Source organism: Paenibacillus sp. V4I9, assembly GCF_030817295.1.
Taxonomy (GTDB): domain Bacteria; phylum Bacillota; class Bacilli; order Paenibacillales; family NBRC-103111; genus Paenibacillus_E.
In genome coordinates this window covers 4382009-4405903 of record NZ_JAUSZE010000001.1, presented here as the reverse complement: position 1 = coordinate 4405903, position 23895 = coordinate 4382009, and the positions used below count along the sequence as shown (strand labels likewise).

General features: G+C 45.7%; 22 protein-coding genes. 12 read left to right on the top strand and 10 right to left on the bottom strand.

From position 1 onward, the window contains the following. The first annotated feature begins 164 nt into the window (after positions 1-164). The 8 genes from QFZ81_RS20655 (at position 165) to QFZ81_RS20620 (ending at position 8683) form a co-directional block, all read left to right on the top strand. Positions 165-1460 (top strand): amidohydrolase, encoded by a 1296-nt coding sequence (locus QFZ81_RS20655; RefSeq protein WP_307604535.1) that lies wholly within the window; start codon positions 165-167, stop codon positions 1458-1460. A 42-nt stretch (positions 1461-1502) separates the two neighbouring features. Beyond that, positions 1503-1997 carry a cell wall elongation regulator TseB-like domain-containing protein gene (locus QFZ81_RS20650; protein ID WP_307441838.1) on the top strand — a complete coding sequence of 165 codons (495 nt, stop codon included), beginning with the start codon at positions 1503-1505 and terminating at the stop codon, positions 1995-1997. Between the two features lie 114 nt (positions 1998-2111). Then, positions 2112-2642, top strand: coding sequence for a hypothetical protein (locus tag QFZ81_RS20645; protein WP_307441840.1), 531 nt, complete (start codon positions 2112-2114; stop codon positions 2640-2642). After that, positions 2635-4137, top strand: a complete 1503-nt coding sequence (locus tag QFZ81_RS20640; protein WP_307604533.1) for an AAA family ATPase — start codon at positions 2635-2637, stop codon at positions 4135-4137. The genes QFZ81_RS20645 and QFZ81_RS20640 overlap by 8 nt, the downstream gene beginning before the upstream one ends. A 343-nt stretch (positions 4138-4480) precedes the next feature. Next, positions 4481-5353, top strand: a complete 873-nt coding sequence (locus QFZ81_RS20635; RefSeq protein ID WP_307441843.1) for a 3-hydroxyacyl-CoA dehydrogenase family protein — start codon at positions 4481-4483, stop codon at positions 5351-5353. Continuing rightward, positions 5350-6558: an acetate/propionate family kinase gene (locus QFZ81_RS20630; RefSeq protein ID WP_307604531.1), complete on the top strand. Its 1209-nt coding sequence runs from the start codon at positions 5350-5352 to the stop codon at positions 6556-6558. The genes QFZ81_RS20635 and QFZ81_RS20630 overlap by 4 nt, the downstream gene beginning before the upstream one ends. Positions 6559-6676: 118 nt before the next feature. Further along, positions 6677-7966: an asparagine--tRNA ligase gene (gene asnS, locus QFZ81_RS20625; protein ID WP_307604529.1), complete on the top strand. Its 1290-nt coding sequence runs from the start codon at positions 6677-6679 to the stop codon at positions 7964-7966. Between the two features lie 42 nt (positions 7967-8008). Further along, positions 8009-8683 (top strand): DnaD domain protein, encoded by a 675-nt coding sequence (locus QFZ81_RS20620; protein ID WP_307441847.1) that lies wholly within the window; start codon positions 8009-8011, stop codon positions 8681-8683. A gap of 57 nt (positions 8684-8740) precedes the next feature. Here the strand turns inward: QFZ81_RS20620 and QFZ81_RS20615 are convergent, their stop codons facing one another. From QFZ81_RS20615 to QFZ81_RS20575, 9 genes are all read right to left on the bottom strand, one after another. Then, positions 8741-9250 (bottom strand): hypothetical protein, encoded by a 510-nt coding sequence (locus QFZ81_RS20615; protein WP_307441849.1) that lies wholly within the window; start codon positions 9248-9250, stop codon positions 8741-8743. 614 nt (positions 9251-9864) lie between these two features. Further along, positions 9865-10509 carry a methylthioribulose 1-phosphate dehydratase gene (gene mtnB / locus QFZ81_RS20610; protein ID WP_307441851.1) on the bottom strand — a complete coding sequence of 215 codons (645 nt, stop codon included), beginning with the start codon at positions 10507-10509 and terminating at the stop codon, positions 9865-9867. Beyond that, positions 10506-11168: a 2-hydroxy-3-keto-5-methylthiopentenyl-1-phosphate phosphatase gene (locus QFZ81_RS20605; protein WP_307441853.1), complete on the bottom strand. Its 663-nt coding sequence runs from the start codon at positions 11166-11168 to the stop codon at positions 10506-10508. Before QFZ81_RS20605 ends, mtnB begins: the two co-directional genes overlap by 4 nt. Next, complete coding sequence (locus QFZ81_RS20600) at positions 11165-12433, bottom strand: 2,3-diketo-5-methylthiopentyl-1-phosphate enolase (protein WP_307604527.1); 1269 nt, start codon at positions 12431-12433, stop codon at positions 11165-11167. The genes QFZ81_RS20605 and QFZ81_RS20600 overlap by 4 nt, the downstream gene beginning before the upstream one ends. A 43-nt stretch (positions 12434-12476) precedes the next feature. Continuing rightward, positions 12477-13346, bottom strand: a complete 870-nt coding sequence (proC, locus tag QFZ81_RS20595) for a pyrroline-5-carboxylate reductase (RefSeq protein WP_307441855.1) — start codon at positions 13344-13346, stop codon at positions 12477-12479. A gap of 28 nt (positions 13347-13374) precedes the next feature. Continuing rightward, positions 13375-14622 carry a glutamate-5-semialdehyde dehydrogenase gene (locus QFZ81_RS20590; protein ID WP_307604525.1) on the bottom strand — a complete coding sequence of 416 codons (1248 nt, stop codon included), beginning with the start codon at positions 14620-14622 and terminating at the stop codon, positions 13375-13377. Continuing rightward, positions 14615-16351, bottom strand: coding sequence for a proline--tRNA ligase (locus QFZ81_RS20585; RefSeq protein WP_307604523.1), 1737 nt, complete (start codon positions 16349-16351; stop codon positions 14615-14617). The genes QFZ81_RS20590 and QFZ81_RS20585 overlap by 8 nt, the downstream gene beginning before the upstream one ends. 25 nt (positions 16352-16376) lie before the next feature. Beyond that, positions 16377-17477, bottom strand: a complete 1101-nt coding sequence (proB, locus tag QFZ81_RS20580) for a glutamate 5-kinase (protein ID WP_307604521.1) — start codon at positions 17475-17477, stop codon at positions 16377-16379. A 427-nt stretch (positions 17478-17904) separates the two neighbouring features. After that, on the bottom strand, positions 17905-19107 hold the full coding sequence (locus QFZ81_RS20575; protein ID WP_307604519.1) for a pyridoxal phosphate-dependent aminotransferase: 1203 nt from the start codon (positions 19105-19107) through the stop codon (positions 17905-17907). 154 nt (positions 19108-19261) lie between these two features. On the opposite strand from QFZ81_RS20575, the gene QFZ81_RS20570 reads away from it, so the two are divergent. The 3 genes from QFZ81_RS20570 (at position 19262) to QFZ81_RS20560 (ending at position 22420) form a co-directional block, all read left to right on the top strand. Beyond that, the gene (locus QFZ81_RS20570; protein WP_307441863.1) at positions 19262-19789 is read left to right on the top strand and encodes a DUF1572 family protein; all 528 of its coding nucleotides are present in this window, start codon (positions 19262-19264) and stop codon (positions 19787-19789) included. Between the two features lie 79 nt (positions 19790-19868). Next, entirely contained in the window at positions 19869-20669 is an 801-nt protein-coding gene (locus QFZ81_RS20565; protein ID WP_307441865.1) for a carbon-nitrogen family hydrolase, read from the top strand. Positions 20670-21037: 368 nt separating this feature from the next. Next, complete coding sequence (locus tag QFZ81_RS20560; protein ID WP_307441867.1) at positions 21038-22420, top strand: glycine--tRNA ligase; 1383 nt, start codon at positions 21038-21040, stop codon at positions 22418-22420. 51 nt (positions 22421-22471) lie between these two features. Here the strand turns inward: QFZ81_RS20560 and QFZ81_RS20555 are convergent, their stop codons facing one another. Then, entirely contained in the window at positions 22472-22963 is a 492-nt protein-coding gene (locus QFZ81_RS20555) for a cysteine dioxygenase (RefSeq protein WP_307441869.1), read from the bottom strand. Positions 22964-23442: 479 nt separating this feature from the next. On the opposite strand from QFZ81_RS20555, the gene QFZ81_RS20550 reads away from it, so the two are divergent. Then, positions 23443-23880 carry an SgcJ/EcaC family oxidoreductase gene (locus tag QFZ81_RS20550; protein ID WP_307441871.1) on the top strand — a complete coding sequence of 146 codons (438 nt, stop codon included), beginning with the start codon at positions 23443-23445 and terminating at the stop codon, positions 23878-23880. The last annotated feature ends 15 nt before the right edge of the window (positions 23881-23895 follow it).

The window sequence follows — 23895 nt, the reverse complement described above, 5'->3', positions numbered from 1 at the left end:
ACAAAGTTAAAAGTATCATAACAATTGCATCGAAAGCAACGAAAATTCCGTGACATTTAACAATTTCTTAACATCACTTGGCTTCCTTGATTTTACAAGCCCGAAGATGTAAAGTTTAAAAAGCAATGTCTTTAATAGAATGAGCATAGAGAGGGATTTTTAGTATGAAAAAAACATTAATTACGAACGGTATTTTTATTTCAAATAATGAAGCAAAATCGTCTATAAAGGGCTGTATGGTTATTGAGGGCAGCCAGATTACATACATCGGTGAGGAAATACCTGAACCCCGAGAAAATTATGACGAAGTGATTGACGGCACGAACAAGCTTTATATGCCGGGTCTTGTGAATACGCATGGTCACGCAGCGATGTCGCTTTTACGTGGATACGGTGACGATCTTGCACTCCAAATATGGTTAGAAGAGAAAATGTGGCCGATGGAAGCCAAATTCAGCGCCCAAGATGTGAAGTGGGGGACACAGTTAACGATTCTAGAGATGGTTAAAGGTGGTACGACAACTTTTGTGGATATGTATGACCATATGAACGAAGTTGCTAAAGCCGTTGAAGAGTCAGGTATGCGCGGTGTTTTGACCCGAGGAATTATAGGTCTTTGTCCACCGGAAGTACAAGATGCTAAATTGAAAGAAGCCACCGAGTTTGCTAAAAACTGGCATGGCGGTGCGAATGGAAGAATCACGACCATGATGTCTCCACATGCACCCTATACATGTCCACCGGAGTATATAGAACGGATTGTTCAAGTGGCCCATGATTTAAACTTACCTATCCATACCCACATGTCAGAAACCAGTCGTGAAGTTCAAGGAAATGTTGATCAATACGGTTTAAGACCCGTTGCTCATCTAGAAAAGCATGGCGTGTTCAGCAGACCGACGCTTATTGCGCATGGTGTACATCTCACAGATGAAGAAATCAGTATCCTTAAGCAATATGATGTTCGTATTTCCCACAACCCAGGAAGCAATCTGAAGCTTGCTAGTGGTGTTGCCCGAGTTCCTGAACTTCTTCGTTCTGGCGTGAAGGTTTCGCTTGGAACGGATGGAGCGGCATCCAATAATAACTTGGATATGTTCGAAGAAATGAGACTCGCCGCGTTGATTCACAAAGGTGTTTCTGGCGATCCTCTAGCTGTGCCTGCTGCAGAGGCGCTTCTTATGGGAACGAAAATGGGTGCAGAATCCATCTGGTTAGACAATGTAGGCTTACTGCAGGCTGGTATGAAGGCAGACTTCATCGCACTGGATATCGACCAACCTCATTTCCTCCCGAAAACGGACTTCGTGTCCCATATTGTTTACTCTGCATGTGCAAAAGATGTAGTGGATGTGTGTGTAGACGGAAATTGGATTGTCCGCAAGGGTGAATGTTTAACACTTGATGAAGAAAAAATTAAGCGTGAGTTTGAACAATGCTTTGATAAGCTCATCGGCTAAGTGAATGCCTTTTAAGTTGGTCTGGGGAGGTGAGCGGCGTTCATGAATGCAAAGCGAACAAGGATCATAACATTCGGTGTATTTATTATTTTGACACTTGGTGTAGTGCTTAGCCGCTTTTATTTAAACGTTCAGAATGAGCACTGGGACGATAAGCGCAAAGCGGTAGAAACAGCGTATGAGAAAAGTATTATGACGAAAGCAACCAAGGTGGATTTCTTCTATGGAGATGAGCCGCTTCAAATCGTTTATGGGGAAGACAAGCTGGGTCAAGGCGTTATCGTTTGGGTTTCAGACAAAGATATACATGCTGAGATGACTTCTGAATCGTTCACTGAAACGCAAGTACGAGACACGGTGCTTAAAAAAGCTCCAGAGATTGAAATAGAACGTGTGCTGCCTGGCAAGCTTGGTAACGAATATGTCTGGGAAGTCTTCTATAAAAAGAAAGAAAACAGCGGTACACGCTATTTCTATGATTATTACAATTTCAAGGATGGACACTATATAGATACGTACCGACTCAGCCTGCATTAGGCTGAGTTTTGTTGTTTCCACTCATTTCATAAAGCTAATGTATGTATCAAGTGATATACTCATCGTATAGCAATTGAAGCAATAAAATACGTATAGAAAGGGGGACGTTGACTGATGAAGCTGCGTCTCTTACCTGTCGTCATGAGTGTTATTATCTCTGCTGGAGTTTTATTCGGTGGTTGGTTCGCTTATACAAGTTTAGCTATGGAGAATCCATTATCTGATATCATTGGCAAGGTTCCCGGTGTGGCAAGCTCAACGATGAAACTGGACAATAACCAAGTTGATATAGAAGTTAAACTAAACCCAGACGCCAATTTAAGAAATGTTGTCGAACGTATTCATAAGGATGGTGCATCCATTATCGGTAAGCGTTCTGTGAATATCGATGTGAAGAGCAACCCGTCTGAGAAACTGGATCAGTGGTGGTCTAAAGCATTATTTGAGGTAGCACAAGCGATGGAAACGAAGCATTATGCAGATATTCCAACAACTCTTCAGAAATATGCTGAGGGTGTTCCAAATATGAAAGTAGACAGTGAAATGGACCAAACTTATGTATATATTCGTTTGACAGATGGTGATGCCACTAAATTCATCATGCTACCTAGAACATCCCAGATAGGAGTGTGGCCGAATGAGTAAAATATATAAAGAAATTGGGATTGGATTTATACCGGTTCTTCTGATCTTTTTAGCTTTTCTAGGTGTGAATGTGATACCTATCTTGTTTGTTAGTGTATTGGGTGTTTCCTTGTTTTACATGATTAAAGGCCGCGGCGGTGCTGGGATATCTGCTGGTGGTGATCGTAAAAGCAAGAATCGTACACCTTCATATTTGACGTTTGATGAGATTGGTGGACAAGATCGCGCTAAGAAAGAATTGATGGAAGCTCTTGATTTTCTAATCAAGCATGAAGAAATTAAGAAATTAGGAATTCGTCCGCTCAAAGGGATTCTGCTTACTGGCCCTCCTGGAACAGGTAAAACGTTAATGGCTAAAGCTGCCGCACACTATACGAATTCTGTTTATATGGCAGCGTCAGGTAGTGAATTTGTTGAAATGTATGTCGGTGTCGGTGCAAGTCGTGTACGTGATCTTTTTAAGGAAGCTCGAACACGCGCTGTTAAAGAAGGCAAAGACAATGCGATTATTTTTATTGATGAGATTGATGTTATTGGCGGTAAACGGGATGGCGGTCAACATCGTGAGTACGATCAGACGCTGAACCAGCTATTAACTGAAATGGATGGCATTCATACGAATGATGCTCCCCGTATTTTGATCATTGCAGCAACGAACCGTAAAGAAATTCTTGACAGTGCATTATTGCGTCCAGGACGATTCGACCGTCACATTGAAGTGGACTTACCGGATAAGAAAGGTCGTTTGTCCATTCTCGATATTCATGTAAAAAATAAACCGCTGGCTCAAGGCGTTTCTTTGGATATGATCGCTGATCAAACCTTTGGTTTCTCTGGCGCACAGCTAGAGGGCGTTCTAAATGAAGCCGCCATTTATGCCATGCGAGAAGATAAATTGGCTATCGAACAGCACCATCTAGCTTCCGCCATTGATAAAGTGATGATGGGGGAAAGAACGGATAAAGAAACGGCGCAAGAGGAAAAAGAGCGCGTCGCTTATCACGAATTGGGTCACGCTATTGTTGCTGAAATTGTACGTCCTGGCTCTGTTTCTCAGGTTACTGTTAGTCCGCGGGGGAAAGCGCTCGGATATGTGCGTCATAATCCACCGAAAGATCATTATTTATACACCAAGGATTATATTGAGCAGCAAATCATGATTGCTCTCGGTGGCGCCGCGGCTGAAGAAATCTTCTATGGTGGACGCAGTACAGGTTCGCGTAACGATTTTGAGCAGTCACTTTCCATGGTTCGTAATATGATGGATTCCGGACTTACTTCCCTCGGGATCATTGACCGTGATATGGTGACGAAGGATCAGCTCATGAAAGAGAATACGATCATCCTTGATGCGCTCATGATTCGCACGAAGGAGCTGTTAGAGCAGCAGCATAGTGTATTCGAACATTCCTTTGCGATTTTGATGAAAGAAGAAGTTCTTTCTGGTGACACGTTCCGCAAGCTGTTTGATGCTTCTGTTTCGAAAAGTGCATAAGTTGACCGTTGGCCCCTGAGCCAGCGGTTTTTTCGTGTTGCTGATGGAATTTGCGTTATCCATCTTTGGTGAGTCAGAACTGATCGGAAAAAGAGGGAGCGGGTATGATTTTTTATGCCCATTAACTAACTGTGGATAAGTTGAGCTACTCCCCCATACGAACAGGAATTGTGTCAAAGCTGAGATAATCTCGCGAATGTTTTGTGTATACTAATGAAATTGGAGAACAAAAATTGTATGATATGATTGAGTTTTCAAGACGAGGTTGGATAGAGAATTCATTGAGAATGTGAATAATAAGAAGTAGGTAAAGGACGCAGCGTGAGAGAAGGAGAAACATGGTATGGTATTCAAAACAATTGGTGTAATCGGCGGAGGAACGATGGGACAGGGGATTGCTGAAATGCTCGCTGCCCGCGGTTTGGACGTATTACTCGTTGAAAAAACAACAGATAAGCTGGAACGCGCAATTGAACAGATTACGGTCAGCTTAGATAAGCAAATAGAACGGTGGTCATTGACAGAAGCGGAGAAAAAGCTGATTTTAGCCAAAATCAGAAAAGCCGATTCACTGCAAGATATGGCTGCTTGCGATATGGTTATAGAGACAATTTCAGAAGACTTGAATGCTAAAAAGCATGTATTTTTCCAACTGAATCAAATTTGTTCACCAGCCATTATTTTAGCAACGAATACATCCACTCTTAGCGTGACGGAGATTGCGGCAGTTACCACGAATCCCGAACGCGTGATTGGACTTCATTTTTTGCATCCCGTGGCGAAAATTGATCTCGTCGAAATTATCCGAGCGATGAAAACCTCGGACGAAACCTTCAAACAAACCCGCCATTTCGTGGACGAGCTTATTTTAAAGAAAAGTATTAAAGTCACGGAGTCGCCTGGCTTCATTACAACAAGGCTTATTTGTACATTGATCAATGAAGCGCTGCACACACTGTCCGAAGGAGTAGCTTCCGCTGAGGATATCGATAACGCCATGCGGATCGGCTATGATTTCAAATATGGTCCACTGGAAATGTGTGACCGATTCGGGTTAGATTCCGTACATGCGGCGCTTGAAGGCATGTTTCGCGATTATGGAGACATGAAATACCGTCCGTCCTTCCTATTGAAACAAATGGTACGAGCGGGTCATCTAGGAGTCAAAACCGGAGAAGGCTTTTTCCGTTATGATAAGGATGGTGACCGTTTGTGAATATTCTCGTTATAAATGCAGGGAGCTCTTCGCTTAAATATCAACTCTTCCAAATGGAAAATGAAGCTGTTCTCGCCAAGGGTAAGGTAGAGCGAATCGGGATGGAAACGGCGATATTGACGCATGAACCGACGGGGAAAGCCGAAGTTCATGAGGTTAGAGAAATTCTCGAACATACGACAGCCATTCGCAAGGTGCTGGAGTTGCTTGTGCACTCTGAACACGGCGTGCTGGTGTCCACGTCGGATATCGACGCCGTCGGCCATCGAGTCGTTCACGGCGGCGAATCCTTCAAGAACTCCGTCCTCGTTAATGACGAGGTGAAGAAGGAGATCAAGCGGCTCTTCGATTTGGCGCCGCTCCACAATCCGGCGCATATGCTCGGCATATCAGCGGTGGAGGCGAACATGCCCGGCGTGCCGCAGGCCGTCGTCTTCGACACCGCCTTCCATCAGTCGATGCCGGCGCATGCCTACCTATACCCGGTACCGATGGCCTTGTACCGGAAGCACAAGGTGCGCCGCTATGGCTTCCACGGCACCTCGCACAACTACGTAAGTGAACGTGCCGCAGCCTTCCTAGGCCGCCCGCTGGAGCAGCTGAAGCTCGTTACCTGTCACATCGGTAACGGAGCTTCCTGCGCCGCCGTGATGGGCGGCAAGTCCGTGGATACGAGCATGGGGATGACCCCGCTCGAAGGGCTGATGATGGGCACGCGCAGCGGCGATCTCGATCCGGCTATCGTACCCTATGCGATGGGCAAGGAGGATTTGACGCTTGGCGAGATCAGCTCCATGCTGAATAAGCACAGCGGGCTGCAGGCGATCTCGGGGATCTCCAGCGATATGCGGGAGATCGTGGAAGCACTGGAGGCGGGCGATAAGAATGCCGCGCTTGCTTTTGAGATGTATGAGTATCGGCTGCGCAAATACATAGGCGCTTACGCCGCGTCGATGAGTGGCGTCGATGCGATTGTTTTTACAGCTGGCGTCGGAGAAAATTCCGAGCTGCTTCGCAAAACGGTCTGCGAACGCCTGACATTCCTCGGTGTGGAATTCGATGAAGAAGCGAACCGCCAAGGGAGAGGCCTGGAGCGACGGATTACGAAGCAAGGCTCCAAAGTGGAAGTGCTTGTGATCCCAACGAATGAGGAGTGGGTGATTGCTCGAGATACTTATGGACTTATCCAATCACAAACCGTCTGATTTTGAACAGCCTTGATAGAGGTTTTCTCATGGAAATAGTGTACAATAAAGAAGTGTTTGGTAGGCCGAGGTTTGGAATTTTATTGAATATAATGACTTTAAGGAGGTTAAAAAGGGAATGAAATGTACGATAAACGAAGTTAAACATCATGTCGGCGAGTCGGTCACCATTGGCTGTTGGCTAAACAAGAAACGTTCAAGTGGTAAAATTCAGTTTTTACAACTAAGAGACGGTTCCGGATATATACAAGGTGTCGTAGTCAAAAGTGATGTAGGAGAAGAAGTTTGGGAAGCCGCTTCTAAGCTTACGCAGGAAAGCTCACTTTACATAACAGGAAAAGTGAAAGAGGATACAAGGAGTAAAGGCGGCTATGAGCTTGATGTCCTAGGTATTGAAATCATTCAAGTGACGGAAGAATATCCGATAACACCGAAAGAACATGGCGTTGATTTCTTGATGGATAACCGCCACTTGTGGATTCGGAGTCCGCGCCAACGTGCGGTTCTCGTAATTCGCGCTCAAATTATTCAAGCCGTACAGCAATTTTTCAATGAGCGTGGCTTCCATTTAGTCGATCCACCGATTCTAACCCCTTCCTCGTGCGAAGGAACAACGAATTTATTTCACACCAAATACTTTGATGAGGATGCCTTCCTTACACAAAGCGGACAGCTCTATATGGAAGCAGCCGCGATGGCACTTGGACGTGTGTACTCTTTCGGCCCTACATTCCGTGCAGAGAAGTCCAAAACACGCAGACATCTTATCGAGTTCTGGATGATTGAGCCGGAAATGGCTTTTGTCGATCATGTCGAGAACCTGGAAGTACAGGAGCAATTTGTTTCTTATATCGTTCAAACCGTGCTCAAAAATTGTGCAACAGAGCTGGAAACCTTAGAGAGAGACACAACGAAGTTGGAGAAAATTCAAGGCAGCTTCCCGCGAATTACGTATGATGAGGCTGTAGACTATTTACAAAAGAACGGTCATGAATTCGAATGGGGCGAGGATTTCGGTGCTCCGCATGAAACAGCGATTGCTGCTCAATATGAAACACCGGTTTTCATTACGCATTGGCCGACAGAAATTAAAGCGTTCTATATGAAGCCTGATCCTAGCCGTCCGGAAGTCGTGCTTTGTGCCGATATGATTGCGCCTGAGGGGTATGGAGAAATCATTGGAGGCAGCCAAAGGATTGATGATCCCGAGCTAATGGAGCAGCGCTTCCAGGAGCATGAGCTGTCAAAAGAAGCTTATCAATGGTACCTTGATCTTCGGAAATATGGCACCGTGCCGCACTCCGGTTTCGGGCTTGGACTTGAACGTACGGTTGCTTGGATTTGTGGTTTGGATCACGTGCGCGAAACGATTCCATTTCCTCGTCTCTTATATCGTCTGTACCCGTAAAAGGGTTTATCGACCATCGGTAGAAAGGGGATCGGATAAGTAATGCAATCTAGTACACAGCAGCAGATAGAAGCTGTCCTTGTAGCCGGCTTTCTGGAAGGGAATGTCGGAGTCCCAAGCCTTCTTCTAAAAAATTACCGCGCCCTTCAGTTGAGCGAAATTGAAGTCATGACACTGATTCATTTGATATCATTTCTGGAAAAAGAAAACAACGATTTTCCAACCACGGATGAGATTCAATTCCGTATGTCGGCTTCACCAGATTTGGTCATTGCCAGCTTGCAGAAATTGATTCATGAGCAGTTCATCGCGATCGATGAGGATACAGCAGAAATAACGGGGATACGCAGTGAGCGATACAATCTTACGCCGTTATACCAAAAATTAGCCAAACGGGTGGCCGAGCAGCAGATGGCAGAGTTAAGCACGATCCGTGCATCCATTCCGTCTGATGAGAGTGCCAAAAATATTTATTCAACATTTGAAAAAGAATTTGCACGTCCGTTAACTCCGATGGAGCTGGAAACAATCAGCGGTTGGTTGGATAAGGATATGTACAAAGAAGAGCTCATTATGACGGCTCTCAAAGAAGCTGTATTTGCAGGTAAAGTACACTTCCGATACATTGACCGGATATTACTGGAATGGAGCCGCAATCGAGTTGCGACTGTGGACCAAGCAAAGGAATATTCGCAACGATTCAGGCAATCCAGATAATTAGAAAAACGTCCTCATCTTCTCACAGTTCTCAACTGGAGAAAATGGGACGTTTTTTCATTGGGGCTGCCAGTTTTTGTAATGCTTTTTAGCCAGACTAAATAAAAGTGTGTTCAGACCAAAGGTTAAGAGATAGACAGGAAACGAGTAGATAAGCTCCCAACCATAATATTGAAACACCGAAAAGGTGACAGCAAGAGCTTCAAAGCCAACAGAGGCAATCGACCAAACCAGGATATGTATAAACTGAAAAGGAGCACGAATTGGATACTTGTCATAGAAATACACATAGAAATAGCCAACTAGAGGAAAAGGAATCGTGTAAAGCATAAAATCGAACAAATCATAGTTTGAGGTATCCATAATATCATACACATTATAAGGGTATGAGGAAGATAAGATATTATCGACGGCTCGTCCCAAATAGGAGTTGAATATCATAATGAGCAATGCGATGGGAAGTGGAATTCGCTTAGGAAGCATGCAATATATCAGGATCAAAGCGATCATAATAATCGTAGCAAAGCCTTCGTTTGCGTCAAAATGAATCGGTGGAATTAAGATCATACAGGTTGTTTGTCCCTACCTTTCAACCAACGAAGTACGTACATGAGTCCCACAGTAGAAACGATAAAAGTTAGCCACACTATTAAAGACCACCAAAATTTCCAGTGCACGACATATACATACCCGGCAAGCTCCATAATTATATGCATGCTAGCTAATATTAGGGTATAAACACTAGTGAGAATCACGCGCTGCCCCTTACGGCTCATTTTTAAATAAAAGTGCAGAAACCAAATCATGGACATAGGGAATAATAATAAATAATAGAACATGGTATCCCAGAATATTTGGTAAGTGCGATAAGGTACAATCAGCTGTAAATTCCTTACTACAATTTCAGAAAAATCTTCCCCGAATAGTGAGACCCAAAACCAATAAACAAAGACCTCAAAAAGATTCATGTTTTTTTTAATATACACATAAGAGATGAATAGAAGTAAAAATAAACTAGTATTAATGACTGAGAACATAGGCGTATTTGTATTCCTTTGCAAACGGATTTAACAAGTAAAAGTAGTTTTACCCATCCTGAGTGATTCTATGAGACAAAAAAAGTCAGAACATCGCCCATTTGGGCAAGGACCTGACTTTTTGACTTTTTTATTCAAATAAAGCTATTCATTGCCTTTATGCAGCAAGTGCGAGCGGTATACATATTCGAAAAGGAACTCGAATGCTTCGAGATGGCGCTTAGCTTCAAAAGCATTTGCTCCCCAAGCATAAATGCCATGCTTACGAAGCACGATACCTGGAATTCTCGGAACAATCGCACCTTCCACCAGCTCGGCGATACGAGGGATTTCAGCATAATTGGGTAAAATGGGAATATCGATTTGAGCTTCTTCATCCCAAATATTGAAAGCCTTAATAAGTTCAACACCGTCTACGGGTATGCTTTTACGTTCCCAATACAGTTCAGAGATCAAATTATTGAATATCGTATGTACATGAAAAATGGCGCCTGCGCCTGTTAAGCGGTAGATTTCACTATGAATCAAGGTTTCTGCCGATGGCTTCAGGCTTGTAGCTTCCGTCGGTTGGCCTTTCTCATTAACGAGTAGAAAATCCTCAGGTGTTTGCACGGATTTATCTCTACCGCTTGATGTAATAGCGAAAGTGAATGCGTCAGGCTCGAAGCCGCCCACACGAACAGACAAATTGCCGCTTGTTGCAGGAAACCATCCTCTGGCCGCTAAATTAGCTTTAATATCACGCAAATCAGCGAATGCACGCTGCTTCTCTTCCAGTAAAATACTCATACTACAGGTTCAGCCTCCAATTGCTTCATAATATCAAAGAAAGTATCGAATGGGTGATACGGATAGTCTAGCTGCTTACACATATCGATGAGATGAGAGCGAGCAAAGATCGTATCAACCAGCTTAGCGCCTTCGAAATCCGTAATACTATCACCGATAATAATTCGCTCATATCGATTAGCGTCATAAGAGCGGATAATGCTTGTTTTGCACATCCCACAGTCTGTTGCACAATGCTCGTCACATCGGTTTGGCCACAAAATCTCAATGGTGTTTCCTTTAAAAGTACTGGCATTGCAGTAGATATGTTCACTTGGGATTGCAAAGGGCTTCAGCAGTGGATAGATAAAAAAATCAATGCCGCCGCTCGTAATCAAAAGCTTAATATTCTGTTCTTTGCAATAATCTACGAATTCTTTGAATCCATCACGAATCACTGCGTTGTTGATCGCATATTCGACAATCTCATCCTTACGGGAAGTAGGGAGGAGGGCGAACATCTCACCAACACCTTGACGTATGGATATACTTTTGTCCAAAATTCGGTCTACGATAGCTTCCCAACCAGCTGGGTTGAAATGCTTCATGATGGCAACGATGTTATCGTTCACGGTAATGGTACCGTCAAAGTCGCAAAAAATAATGCGTTCCTTACTCATTCGGGAGTCCCCCATGTGTCAATAGCTGATTGTAACTCTGGATGTGTTTGGGTGTAGTCTTGAAGTGTAATTCCTTGCATAGTTGCGTCAATTGCCTGACGGAAGGCTTGCCCGCCCGCGATCGTACCGAGTGGATGTCCATGAATGCCTCCACCTGCATTGACGATGACATCCTTGCCGAAATCACGCAGAATAAGCGGTACAAGTCCAGGGTGAATGCCTGCGGAAGGGACCGGAAAGCTTGAAGCTAGTTTCAATTGTACATCGGCAGGAGCGTTATAGGTGTAATCTTTTCGTAAATCATCAGTTAGAAGCGCATGCTTAATGGCCATGTTCTCTTCTCTAGGCATAACGACAGAGCCATAAGGAGAAGGGAAGAGCACTAAATCTGCTCCGGCCAAACGCATGAGCTTGCCAAGCAGCACAGAAGCAGATATCCCATAGTGCGGTGACGGATAAGTCGCACCAGCCATGGCTGGATGAGCCATGATGGGAATCGTGATTTCCGGATCGGAGCTTAATTCATGCAGCGTATCGAAACCGTAAGCTAATACATTAAATAGTAAAGCGTTAGCTCCAGCACCGATTGCTTTCTTGGCTTGAGCTGCAAGCTTGGATGTAGGACCGGTTAAATTGACAGCATAGAGCAGCTTTTGCCCTGTTTCCTTCGTGGCTTGTGCGGCTGCTTCCAGGCAAATCCCGATCCGTTTCTCCAATGGTGTTAATGGATTTTCAAACAGGATCTCATCGTCTTTAATAAGATCCACACCGCCGGCTGCTTGCAAATAAAATTGTTCACGCAGAGCTGGAAGCTCATACCCGACAACGGATTTAAAGATACTCATTAATAAAGGGCGATCATGCACACCGAGGAGCTCTCGCACACCTTGCATACCGAATTTGGGACCGGAGAAGCCAGATAAGAAGTCAGATGAGAAGGATAAGTCAATTAGCTTTATTTTGCCGTCCATCGACAGCTTTCCGAATACAGTGACCAACAAGGCAGGGATGTCCCTGCTGAAGTTAATATCAGGATATGCGATTGTGATATCGGCATAACGGTGTGAAATTGGTTCTCCATGAGCGGGCTCATGCACTTCAACCGAAATGACTTTCCCTAAATGCTTCTCCATTTGCGCTTTTTGCGCTTCCGGCAGTTCGGTCCAGCTGCCAACCGTAAGGCCGACAGCGATGCTTGTTGCTTTTTTATGAAAATCGGCTTTCTCATCGAAACTCCGATAGGTGGCTAGACAATATGCGTTCATCGTAAACATTCACCTGCTTTAAATAGAATTAGACCTCATGATATTAAGAGGATTTCGCTACGGGACTTGGCGCAGCAATTTGTTCGCCCATTTCTTTGGCTCGCTCTGCAGAACGAAATACCGCTTGTGAGATAGCTTCGCTAAACTGAAAGCGATCCAACGCTTCAATAGAAGCTTGCGTTGCCCCATTTGGCGATGTAACTTTGCGACGAAGCTCAGCAGGATTTTCTTGCGTAAGCTGAACCATATGCGCGGCTCCGAGCACTGTTTGAAGTGTTAATTGGTGTGCATCTTCTGCGGAAAGGCCACCATCAATGCCAGCTTTGATCATGGCTTCCATGAAATAGTAGACATAAGCAGGACCGCTGCCGGATACGCCTGTCAGAATTTCTAATTTCTCTTCCTCCACAATCGTTACAATACCAACAGCTTCAAACATTTGCGTAGCCACTTGCTTGAATGTAGCATTGACCTTGGAGGAGAAGCTCATCCCTGTAGCTCCTAGACCAATTGTGCTGGACGTGTTCGGCATTGTGCGAACAATCGGCATATTGGTTTGAAGCAGAGCTTCTGTTTTCGCGATAGAGAGCCCAGCAATGACCGAAACGAGAAGCTGTTGTTCGTTCAATAGCGGCTGCAGCTCGGCGAAGGCATTCTCTACATCTTTAGGCTTCATGCAGAGTACGACGACATTAGCTTCACGTAGAAAGGTTTCCTTCGTTAACGGGTCAGATGTTGCCTGCAGACCGTATTCCGAACGTAGGAAAGCTAACCTGTCTTGATCCGAACGATTCATTACATATATATTTTGGGGATCAGCGACTTTGGTTTCAATGAGTCCGCGAATGATCGCTTCCGCCATCGAACCAGCGCCGACAAAAGCAATTTTGGTTTGGGATAAAGTAGTGGACATCGTACATTCCTCCTTGAATTTTAAATGGTTATTCGCGTATTTGTCCGCTTCCATAAACGCGGTATTTGGTTGAAGTTAGCGATGGCAGACCCATCGGTCCGCGAGCGTGAAGCTTTTGGGTGGAGATGCCGATTTCCGCTCCGAAGCCGAATTCAAAACCATCGGTGAAGCGAGTCGAAGCATTGTGATAAACAGCCGCTGCATCTACTTCCTGTAAGAATCTTTCGGCATTGGCTGCATTTTCCGTCACGATACATTCAGAGTGCATGGTGCCGTATTCACGAATGTGAGCAAGGGCTTCATCGAGATCCTTCACAACTTTGATGTTAAGAATGTAGTCCCCATACTCGGTTTTCCAATCTTCGATTTCGGCAACTTGCATACTAGGTACTAACTCACGAGCTCGTTCGTTACCTTTGAGCGCAACATGAGCACCTTTGAAGGCCTCTGCTATGGCACTTAAATGCTTTTCTGCAATAGACTCATGCACAAGTAGTGTTTCCATGCTATTGCAAACAGAAGGACGCTGAGCTTTAGCGTTGATCCCGATGCGAACGGCCATATCGAGCTGTGCACTTTCATCTATAAAAGTATGACATACACCCGCACCTGTTTCAATGACAGGAACAGAGGCGTTATTGACAACATTTTGAATAAGTGAATGCCCGCCTCTTGGAATAAGCACATCGATGAGTCCATTTAATTTCAGCATTTCATCCACAGAACTGCGGTCTGCGCTTAGAATCAGTTGAAGTGCATCAGCGGGGATGGCAGAACGGCCTAATGCACCGTGCAGAACTTCAACGATTTTCTCATTGGAAAATAAAGCGGAAGAACCGCCACGCAGAACGACTGCGTTGCCTGTCTTTAGACACAAACCTGCAGCATCAACGGTCACATTAGGTCTTGCTTCATAAATAATGCCGACTACACCAAGGGGCACACGGATTTTACGAATGCGCAGCCCGTTTGGACGTTCAAAGGCTTCCAATGTATCCCCAACAGGATCTGGGAGCTCGGCTATTTGGCGCAGACCTTCAGCGATCGCTGCGATGCGGGATTCATTTAGAGCTAAACGGTCGAGCAGGGAAGCGCTTGTGCCTAATTCTTTGCCTCGCTGCAAATCTTTGGCGTTCGCTTCGATAATCGCTTGCTGCTCCGTTACAAGGCTATCTGCCATAAGAAGTAGTGCCGCATTCTTTTGTTCAGTTGTGAGATTACCCATGGTCTGGGCAGCTTGTTTGGCTAATTTAGATTTTTGAACGACTTCACTCATGGGAAGATCGACCTCCTGTTTGGAATAAAGAATGGCAATGCGTAAGTATATGCTCGACAGATCGTTCATATTGACTGCCGGTTCTGCGCTCCTTACATTCTACTACTCGCTCACTTGCTTTCTTGCCGACTGTTATTCGCAAAGGGAAGCCGAGTAGATCCGAATCATTGAACTTAACGCCAGGACGTTCATCCCGATCGTCCCATAGGACGGAGTAGCCTGCCCTAACTAACGTTGTATAAATCTCTTCGGATAATTTTATTTGAGCTTCATCCTGAACATGAACGGTCAGAAGATGAATGGAAAATGGTGTAATGGATTCAGGCCATATAATGCCTCGTTCATCATAGTTTTGCTCGATAATGGCAGCTAGCACACGTGAGACACCAATGCCATAGCAGCCCATAATGATGGGCTCGGAGACCCCATTCTCGTCGCTGAACGTTGCGCCAAGGGAACTGCTGTATTTGGTGCCGAGCTTAAATACGTGGCCAAGTTCAATCCCTTTCGCAAAAGAGAGCTCGTGCCCACAATGGGAACATAACTCACCTTGGGCGACATTGCGTACGTCATGATAAGATATCGTTCCTAAATCGCGTTCGACCTCCACATGAACCAAATGATAATCGGACTCATTGGCTCCTACGACAGCATCCTTCAAGCCCCTGATAGAGGAATCAGCGATGATTCTCACATTCTGGAGTCCAATGGGACCGATAAAACCGGCAATGGATCCTAGCTTCTCTATGTCTACTTCGGAAAGCATGGAGACCTCAACAGCCCCAATAGCTTGCTTCAGCTTGATCTCATTTAATTCATAATCGCCTCGCAGGAGGACAATAAGGGGTGCTCCATCTGCTTGTAAGGCAACAGATTTAATGATTTGATTGGCATCTATTTGTAGAAATTGACTAAGCTGTTTGATGCTTGTCACTTGCGGCGTGTGAACTTTCACTGGTTGCGAAGTTGGTAAAATGTTATCCACTCGCTTGGATTTCTGTTGTTCTGGTAGCGTTCCGATTGCTTTTTCAATATTCGCTGCATACTGGCAGGAGGTGCAGTGGACGATTATATCCTCACCTACATCAGCCAGGGCCATGAATTCATGGGTATCTGTCCCGCCGATAGCGCCGGAATCGGCTTCAACCGCTCGGAACTGCAATCCGCATCGTGTGAAAATGTTATCATAAGCGTTATACATACTCTGATAACTTGCATCTAGTCCGCTTTCCGTACGGTCGAAGGAATAGGCATCCTTCATGAGGAACTCTCGTCCGCGGAGCAGACCGAACCGAGGTCTACGTTCATCGCGATATTTCGTTTGAATCTGATATAGCGTGACAGGCAGCTTCTTATAGGAATGAATCTCGTCCTTCACGATCGTCGTGATGACTTCCTCATGGGTAGCTCCTAGTGCAAACTCTCGGCCGTTCCGATCTTCCAGACGCATCAACTCTGGGCCATAGACATCCCATCTGCCAGAGGCTTTCCATAATTCGGAAGGGTGAAGAGCTGGCATTAGCATTTCCTGTGCACCGGCTGCATCCATTTCCTCTCGGACAATTTGTTGTATGTTTTGCAGGGCTTTAAGACCTAAGGGTAAATAGGAGTAGATACCACTGGAGAGCTGTCGTATTAATCCCGCACGCAGCATCAGTCTATGGCTAGCGGCTTCTGCATCTCCCGGAACGTCACGTAGAGTTGGGTTAAGCAATCGTTGTTGTCTCATAGTTGGGAGAGCCTCGCTTTCTTCATTAGGTTAAAGGAACCCATTCATCTCGGTGAATGACTTCAATTCGGGCAACTTCCACACGTTTCTGGACCTCATCGGTCGATAGCCCTGCGGCGGCTTGCACTTGCCAAGCCGCGTAGTTGACGACGCCGCGTCCTAGCAGTGCGCCTTCGGTACTGAGCACCTCGACGACGTCACCGGGGTGGAAGTCACCTGCCGCGCCTGTGATGCCTGCAGGAAGCAAGCTCTTGCCACCGCTGAGCAGGGCCGCTTTGGCGCCTTGATCAACGATGATTTGCCCTTGGGGCAGCGAGTGGAAGCCGACCCATTGTTTCTTCACCGGCAGGTTGTTCAGCGCCGTGTCGAAGTACGTGCCCTTGCCGCAGCCATCCACGGCATGCGGCAAATCACCGGGCTCGAGTACGCGCCCGATGAACACCGGCACGCCCCCGCGCATCGCGATGCGGGCGGCCTCGACCTTCGAGCGCATGCCGCCGGTGCCGACCGCGCTGCCAGAGCCTCCAGCGAAGCTGAACAGCTCATCGCTGATAGCGTCCACGCGATCGATACGCTGCGCGTTCGCATTTTTGCGGGGATCGTCCGTGTACAGGCCGTCCATGTCCGTAATAATGATCAATTTGTTCGCTTTGACCAAATTGCCTACCAAGGCCGACAACGTATCATTGTCGCCGAATTTCAGTTCATCCACCGCGACGGTATCATTCTCGTTAATGATCGGTACGACGCCCCGCTGCAGCAGCTCGTCGACCGTCATCAGAGCGTTCTGCACGCGCTTGCGGTTAGAGAAGTCGTACCTTGTGAGCAAAATTTGCGCCACGCTGATGCCGTGGTACGCAAATGCTTCGTGGTACGCCTGCATGAGAAGCGCTTGGCCGACAGCGGCTGCGGCCTGCTTCTCGTGCAGCACCTTGGGCCGTGTGCGGTAACCAAGGGAGGTGAAGCCTGCGGCAACTGCGCCGGAGGTAACCAGCAGGACTTGATGACCATCCTGCTTCAATTGCGCCAGCTCCGACGCGAAAAAACGTATTTTATCCGGATTGAGGCCCCCGGTATCTGAAGTTAAAGAGCTGCTGCCGATTTTGACGACGATTCGCTGAGTCATATCGATCCCATCCTTTGATTTACATGTATGTAGATACAAAAAAGACTCCCGTCCTCATAACATAAGGACGAAAGTCTGTAGCTTCCGCGGTACCACCTTAGATTGGCGCACACCGATGGCGGCTGCACCCAACTCTAGATTCCCTAAATAACAGCAGGGCACTGTTCAACTCATCGTTGACTGTTCAGGGGCGGGTTCGGAGTCGGTTCACGGCAAGCTCTCTCAGTCTATGGAGCTTACTCTCTGTTTACGTGCTTAACGGTTCCTACTATTCCCATCATTACGTTGCGATATAGAAGTTTTTGAGGACTTCCTTTTTTGGTTCTATCTAGAATAGCACGCTGTACAAGCGTTTGTAAAGAAGCAGAAGCCTAGACTGCATAGGCGAGCAAGTGTTGAGCCCATGACGAGCTTCTTTTTTATCCGTTTAAACAAATAGATTCAGTTTGCCGATTCGCTGTACAGCTTCTTCTAATCTTTCCTCTGTGGATAAGAGTCCAAGCCTTACATAGCCTTCCCCGTGCGTTCCGAAGCCAACGCCTGGTGCGACGACAACTTTTGCTTCTTGCAGAAGCAAATCGGCAAGACTCTGTGAGGAGTGTCCTTTTGGAACGGGCAGCCAAGAGAAGAAAGACCCCTGCGAAGGGCGTGCATGCCAGCCGATACTGGCAAGAGCAGTATAAAGGGCATTGCGGCGGCTCTCGTAAACATCACGCAGCTCCGTAACACAATCTTGCGAGGCTGTGAGAGCAGTTGCGGCTGCCACTTGGATACCGCCGAACAGCGAGCAGTAGTAATGATCCTGCATCAAGTTAATAAGGCGGATAACTTCTCTGTTCCCTAAGGCAAAGCCTACGCGCCAGCCAGCCATGTTGTATGTTTTGGAGAGCGTATAGAACTCGATACCCACTTCTTTGGCACCCGGTGTCTGTAGGAAGCTGACCGGTTTCTGGCCGTCGAAGCCTATCGCACCATAAGCGAAATCACTTGCGACGACAACACCATGCTTGTGCGCGAATTCGACCGTTTCTTCATAAAAGGAAGCGGAAGCCGTAGCACCTGTTGGGTTGTTCGGATAATTAATGAACATCAGTTTCGCGCGGTTCAAATCGGATTCTTTGAGCTGTGAGTAGTCAGGAAGAAAGTTGTTTTCTTCCCGCAGGGGCATGAAAGCCATTTCGGCTCCGGCGAGAGCAACCCCTGACCAATAATCCGGGTAGCCAGGATCAGGAACGAGACATACATCGCCTGGATTAAGCAAACATTGCGCTATTTCGATCAGTCCTGTTTTACCGCCAAAAAGAATCGCTACTTCCGTTTCAGGATCAAGATCTACGTTGTGATCTTCCTTATACCGCTGAGTAATAGCTTGTTTCAGAAATGGAAATCCGCTGAAGGGCGGATATTTATGATACAACGGGTTAGCAGCTGCTTCCTGTATGGATGATACGATATGCGGAGGCGTAGGGCGGTCAGGATTCCCTTGGCCGAGATTAATGACGTCATGACCCGCAGCAATTTGCTCATTGGCTTTGCGTACGAGTGATGCAAAAAATTGAGTTGGAAGTCCATTCATACGTTCAGCAGGCTGAATCGTAAATGGGCTTGTTGTTGGGGATGTTTTTGTCACGATTTAATTCACACTCCGGAGGTCGGGATTTTAATTAATAACCTTAATGTAACATGATTAAACTTTTTTTCATAGTGATGAAAATAATCGATTTTACATCGAGCGGTCAATATCATAAAGTTAGTTCATTAGTTAAGGAAAGGTGATGAAGACCATGTCGGACAACAAGTTAGTGGCGCAAGTTTTTTTGCAGGAATCCATACTTGCATTTGAAAATATGAAGAAGCTGGCGGATAAAGCTTTCGATCAAACGGAAGATGCTCATTTTTATCTAACGTTAGATGAGGAGTCGAATTCGTTAGAATTGTTGATTAAGCACATGCACGGGAACATGCTGTCACGGTGGACTGATTTCTTAACAACGGATGGGGAAAAGGAAACACGGCAGCGTGACGGTGAATTTGAAAGCAGCCAATACACGCGTGAACAGCTAATCTCCTTTTGGGAGGAAGGCTGGAAGGTACTGTTTGATACACTGCACGCACTCACTCCGAATGATGTTCTTAGGACTATCCAAATTAGAGGCGAAGGGCATTCTGTGCTTCAAGCCATTCAGCGGCAAGTTTCTCATTATGGCTACCATGTAGGGCAAATCGTTCTGCTCAGTAAACATTGGGCGAATCATCATTGGGAGACTTTAAGTATAGCAAGAGGACAGTCCAAAGCATTTAAACCTTCATGAGTTCCATTGAGTTCAAATATATATTAGACTACTATAGAGAGATATTGGTAATCTGCTGCCCGAAAGGAGTCATCCTAGTATGTCCGAATCACAATTACTACACATTGCACTAATTCAAATGGATATTCAGATCGGTGAACCCGATACGAACTTTGCTCAATTGGAGAAGCTTCTGCATCAAGCGGTTAGTGGAGATCAAAAGCCTGATGTGATCGTATTTCCCGAGATGTGGAATACAGGTTACGCCTTAACCGAGATTCAGCAGTTGGCTGATCCTAACGGTATTAGGACGAAAGCCTTTCTAAGTGATTTTGCCCGGACCCATCGTGTCAATATCATCGGCGGATCAATTGCTGATAAAAGAGACGATCGTGTTCTGAACACGATTTACGCCTTTGATCGCGAAGGCGCGGAAACAGCCGAGTATTCCAAAATCCACTTGTTCCGTCTTATGGACGAGGAAAAGTTTCTGCATAGCGGCGATCAGCTTGGCCGATTTGAGCTTGAAGGCGTTCCGGCTGGCGCGATGATCTGCTATGACATTCGTTTCCCTGAGCTTGCGCGCAAATTAGCGCTGGATGGGGCACGGATTTTATTCGTACCTGCGGAATGGCCGCACCCACGTTTGCACCACTGGCGTACACTGCTCATGGCCAGAGCCATTGAAAATCAGATGTATGTCGTTTCCTGTAATCGCGTTGGGACTAGTGGAACAACGAATTTCTTTGGGCACTCGATGGTTATTGATCCTTGGGGCGAAGTACTGGTGGAAGGCGATGAGAGTGAAGCGATTTTGCATGCTACCATCGACTTGACGGAAGTTGTGCGTGTTCGCGCTAAAATTCCGGTCTTTGAAGACCGTCGTCCACATTTGTATTAGATTAAATAAAAATGTACCTGCACCTATTTGATTTTTTGTCGGTTTTTCTGTAAACTAAAGCCAATTGAATGATCAATTGTGGCTGTGAAGGATGAATAGTACTTGAACAACTTCAAGTTCAGCGAGCTGGGGACGGTGAAAGCCCAGATTGAAGCTCAAGGAAAAGGCTATCCGGAGCCAATACGATAAAGGGGATATACTGCTCTATGGGTGTATCAACTAGGGTGGAACCGCGGGTGCGTAAGGCTCTCGTCCCTAGGCATTATTTGATGCCTTTGGATGTTGAGCTTTTTTTGCGTCTGCTCATATCCAAATGGTCGTCAAAGGTCATTGACCTATAAACGAGAAGCTGAAGGAGCGAACGAACAATGAGCGTTACTATGGATCAAGTTGTAGCATTAGCGAAGCACAGAGGTTTTGTATTCCCAGGTTCAGAAGTGTATGGCGGTTTGGCTAACACATGGGATTACGGCCCGCTTGGCGTCGAGCTGAAAAACAATATCAAGCGTGCTTGGTGGAAAAAATTTATTCAAGAATCCCCGTATAACGTGGGTCTTGACGCGGCTATTTTGATGAACCCGCAAGCATGGGTAGCATCCGGTCACGTTGGAAATTTCAACGATCCGATGATCGATTGCAAAAGCTGTAAAGCTCGTCACCGTGCTGATAAATTGATTGAAAATAAACTGGCTGAGAAAGATATCGAAATCATCGTTGATGGCATGACTTTTGACGATATGATGAAGCTTATCGTAGAGCACAACATTGTGTGTCCAGATTGCGGCAGCAAGGAATTTACGGATATCCGTCAGTTCAACCTGATGTTCAAAACATTCCAAGGTGTAACGGAAGCTAGCTCTAACGTGGTTTACTTACGTCCGGAAACAGCACAAGGTATTTTCGTTAACTTCAAAAACGTTCAACGCACGATGCGCAAAAAGCTGCCATTCGGTATCGGCCAAATCGGCAAAAGCTTCCGTAACGAAATCACGCCAGGTAACTTTACATTCCGTACACGTGAATTCGAACAAATGGAGCTTGAGTTTTTCTGTAAGCCCGGCGAGGACATGAAGTGGTTCGAGTACTGGAGAAGCTTCTGCCATAACTGGCTGTTGTCTCTAGGTGCCAAAGCGGATAACCTTCGCCTTCGTGATCACAACGACGATGAGTTGTCCCATTACAGCAATGCGACGACGGATATCGAGTACAAATTTCCGTTTGGCTGGGGCGAGCTATGGGGTATCGCGGATCGTACGGATTTTGACTTGAAGCAGCATATGGAGCACTCTGGTGCGGACTTCAACTACATTGATCCAGAAACAAATGAACGATACATTCCTTACTGCATCGAGCCTTCTCTTGGCGCAGACCGCGTTACGTTAGCGCTTTTAATCGATGCTTTCGAAGAGCAAAAGCTGGAAGGTGACGACAGTCGTACGGTTCTGCACTTCCATCCTGCACTGGCGCCGATTAAAGCCGCTATATTCCCACTTTCCAAAAAGTTGAATGAAGGCGCGCAGGCTGTATTTGCTGATCTAGCGAAGCATTTTATGGTGGATTATGATGATACAGGTTCTATTGGTAAAAGATACCGCCGTCACGATGAAATTGGTACACCGTTCTGTATCACATACGACTTTGAGTCCGAAACAGATGGTCAAGTAACGGTGCGTGACCGTGATACAATGGAACAAAAACGGATCCCAATTTCCGAATTAAAAGCATTCATTGAGAATTCACTTCAATTTTAATACCATGCCCCCTGTGAGAACGTCGATGGACGTGATTACAGGGGGCTTTTTTTAGATGACATAATCCAAGATTTCGCTGTAAGGTACGTAGCGTGTTACGCCCTTGAGAGGCGGGCTATATACATGGATGGAAACAGCAGGCTCGTGGAAAGGGTTGCTTAACTGATGAATTTGCTCGCAAGGAGCTTCAAAATATTCACCTGACCCAATATAGTCATCTGTGTGGGCGACGGGATAACCTTCGGAGTCCAGACGGTACTTGGTATTGACTAACGTTCCCTCAATTAAACAAGCGGAGCCGATGGACGAGCCATGGTTATGAATCGCCGTTGCCTCCGAAGCAGGTATGTGAATCACAATAACTTCGAGATCTTTCGTGCTATAAACGACATTCCGACCATAGGGTAGTTGTTTAGGCTCTGTTTTATAAACAGGCACCTCATGAAGTGAGTTGTCTAAGGATTGTAGGGCTTCTTTAAGTTGTTCTAGTGAGGGTTCTTGCAATTTACAGAATGTCTGCTCAATTGCTCTTAATAATGTCATGGTTTCCGCCTCCTGGGTTAATGCTATCTTTTTATCATTTATTATTGGGGAATGGATAAGTTTTATTTATATATCGTATGCGTTCAGTGGTCAAAGGGTTAGTGGGATCTGTGAAATTAATCAATTTGGTATGTAACCGGTCTGTGGACTGGGATTATTTCCTACTCCAGTGCGATTTATTGAAAAGGTAATTATGTCAAAATTGAAATTGTGGAGTGATGAGTGGTTAAAATACTTCGGTTTTTAAGGAGTAGCGGAATGAGTTCCGCAATGGTGCCGCAATCGGGCAAAACGAAACAAATAGCGAATCGACGTTCCGCGAAAGCGCCATAATCCGGTAAAACGAAAGAAATAATGGATTGATGTCCCGCGAAAGTGCTTAATCGGGTAAAACGAAAAAAATAACGGAATGACGTTCCCTCCGTATGCAAAAGTTTCAGTAACCGCGAAAATAACGCTTAAGAGAGGATGAGGCTGATATGGTGGATGTTAAAGAACAAGACACGAAAGCGATACTCGCTATTTTCGAGGTGCTTGGCAAAGCTTGGAATGAGCATAACGGGCAAGCGTTCGGCCAATGTTTTACAGTAGATGCTGACTATGTGACCTTCAACGGACAGCATATAAAGGGGCGACAAGACATAGCGGAAATTCATCAGAAGCTGTTTGATGGTGTGTTAAGAGGTTCATCAATGGTGGATGGCGGTTCAATCCAGATCCGATTTCTATCTCCCGATATGGCTGTTGCTCATTGTGTTGGTGCTATTAAACTCAGTTGGCAGAAAAAAGCGCCAAAGAACAGAGATTCCATCAATACAAATGTGATTGTCAAAGAAAAAGGCGATTGGAAAATTGCAGCTTTTCACAACTGCCGCATCCAACCGCCGAATTTTATTCAAAAATGGTTTATGAAGTAATCGAATTTGAATGAC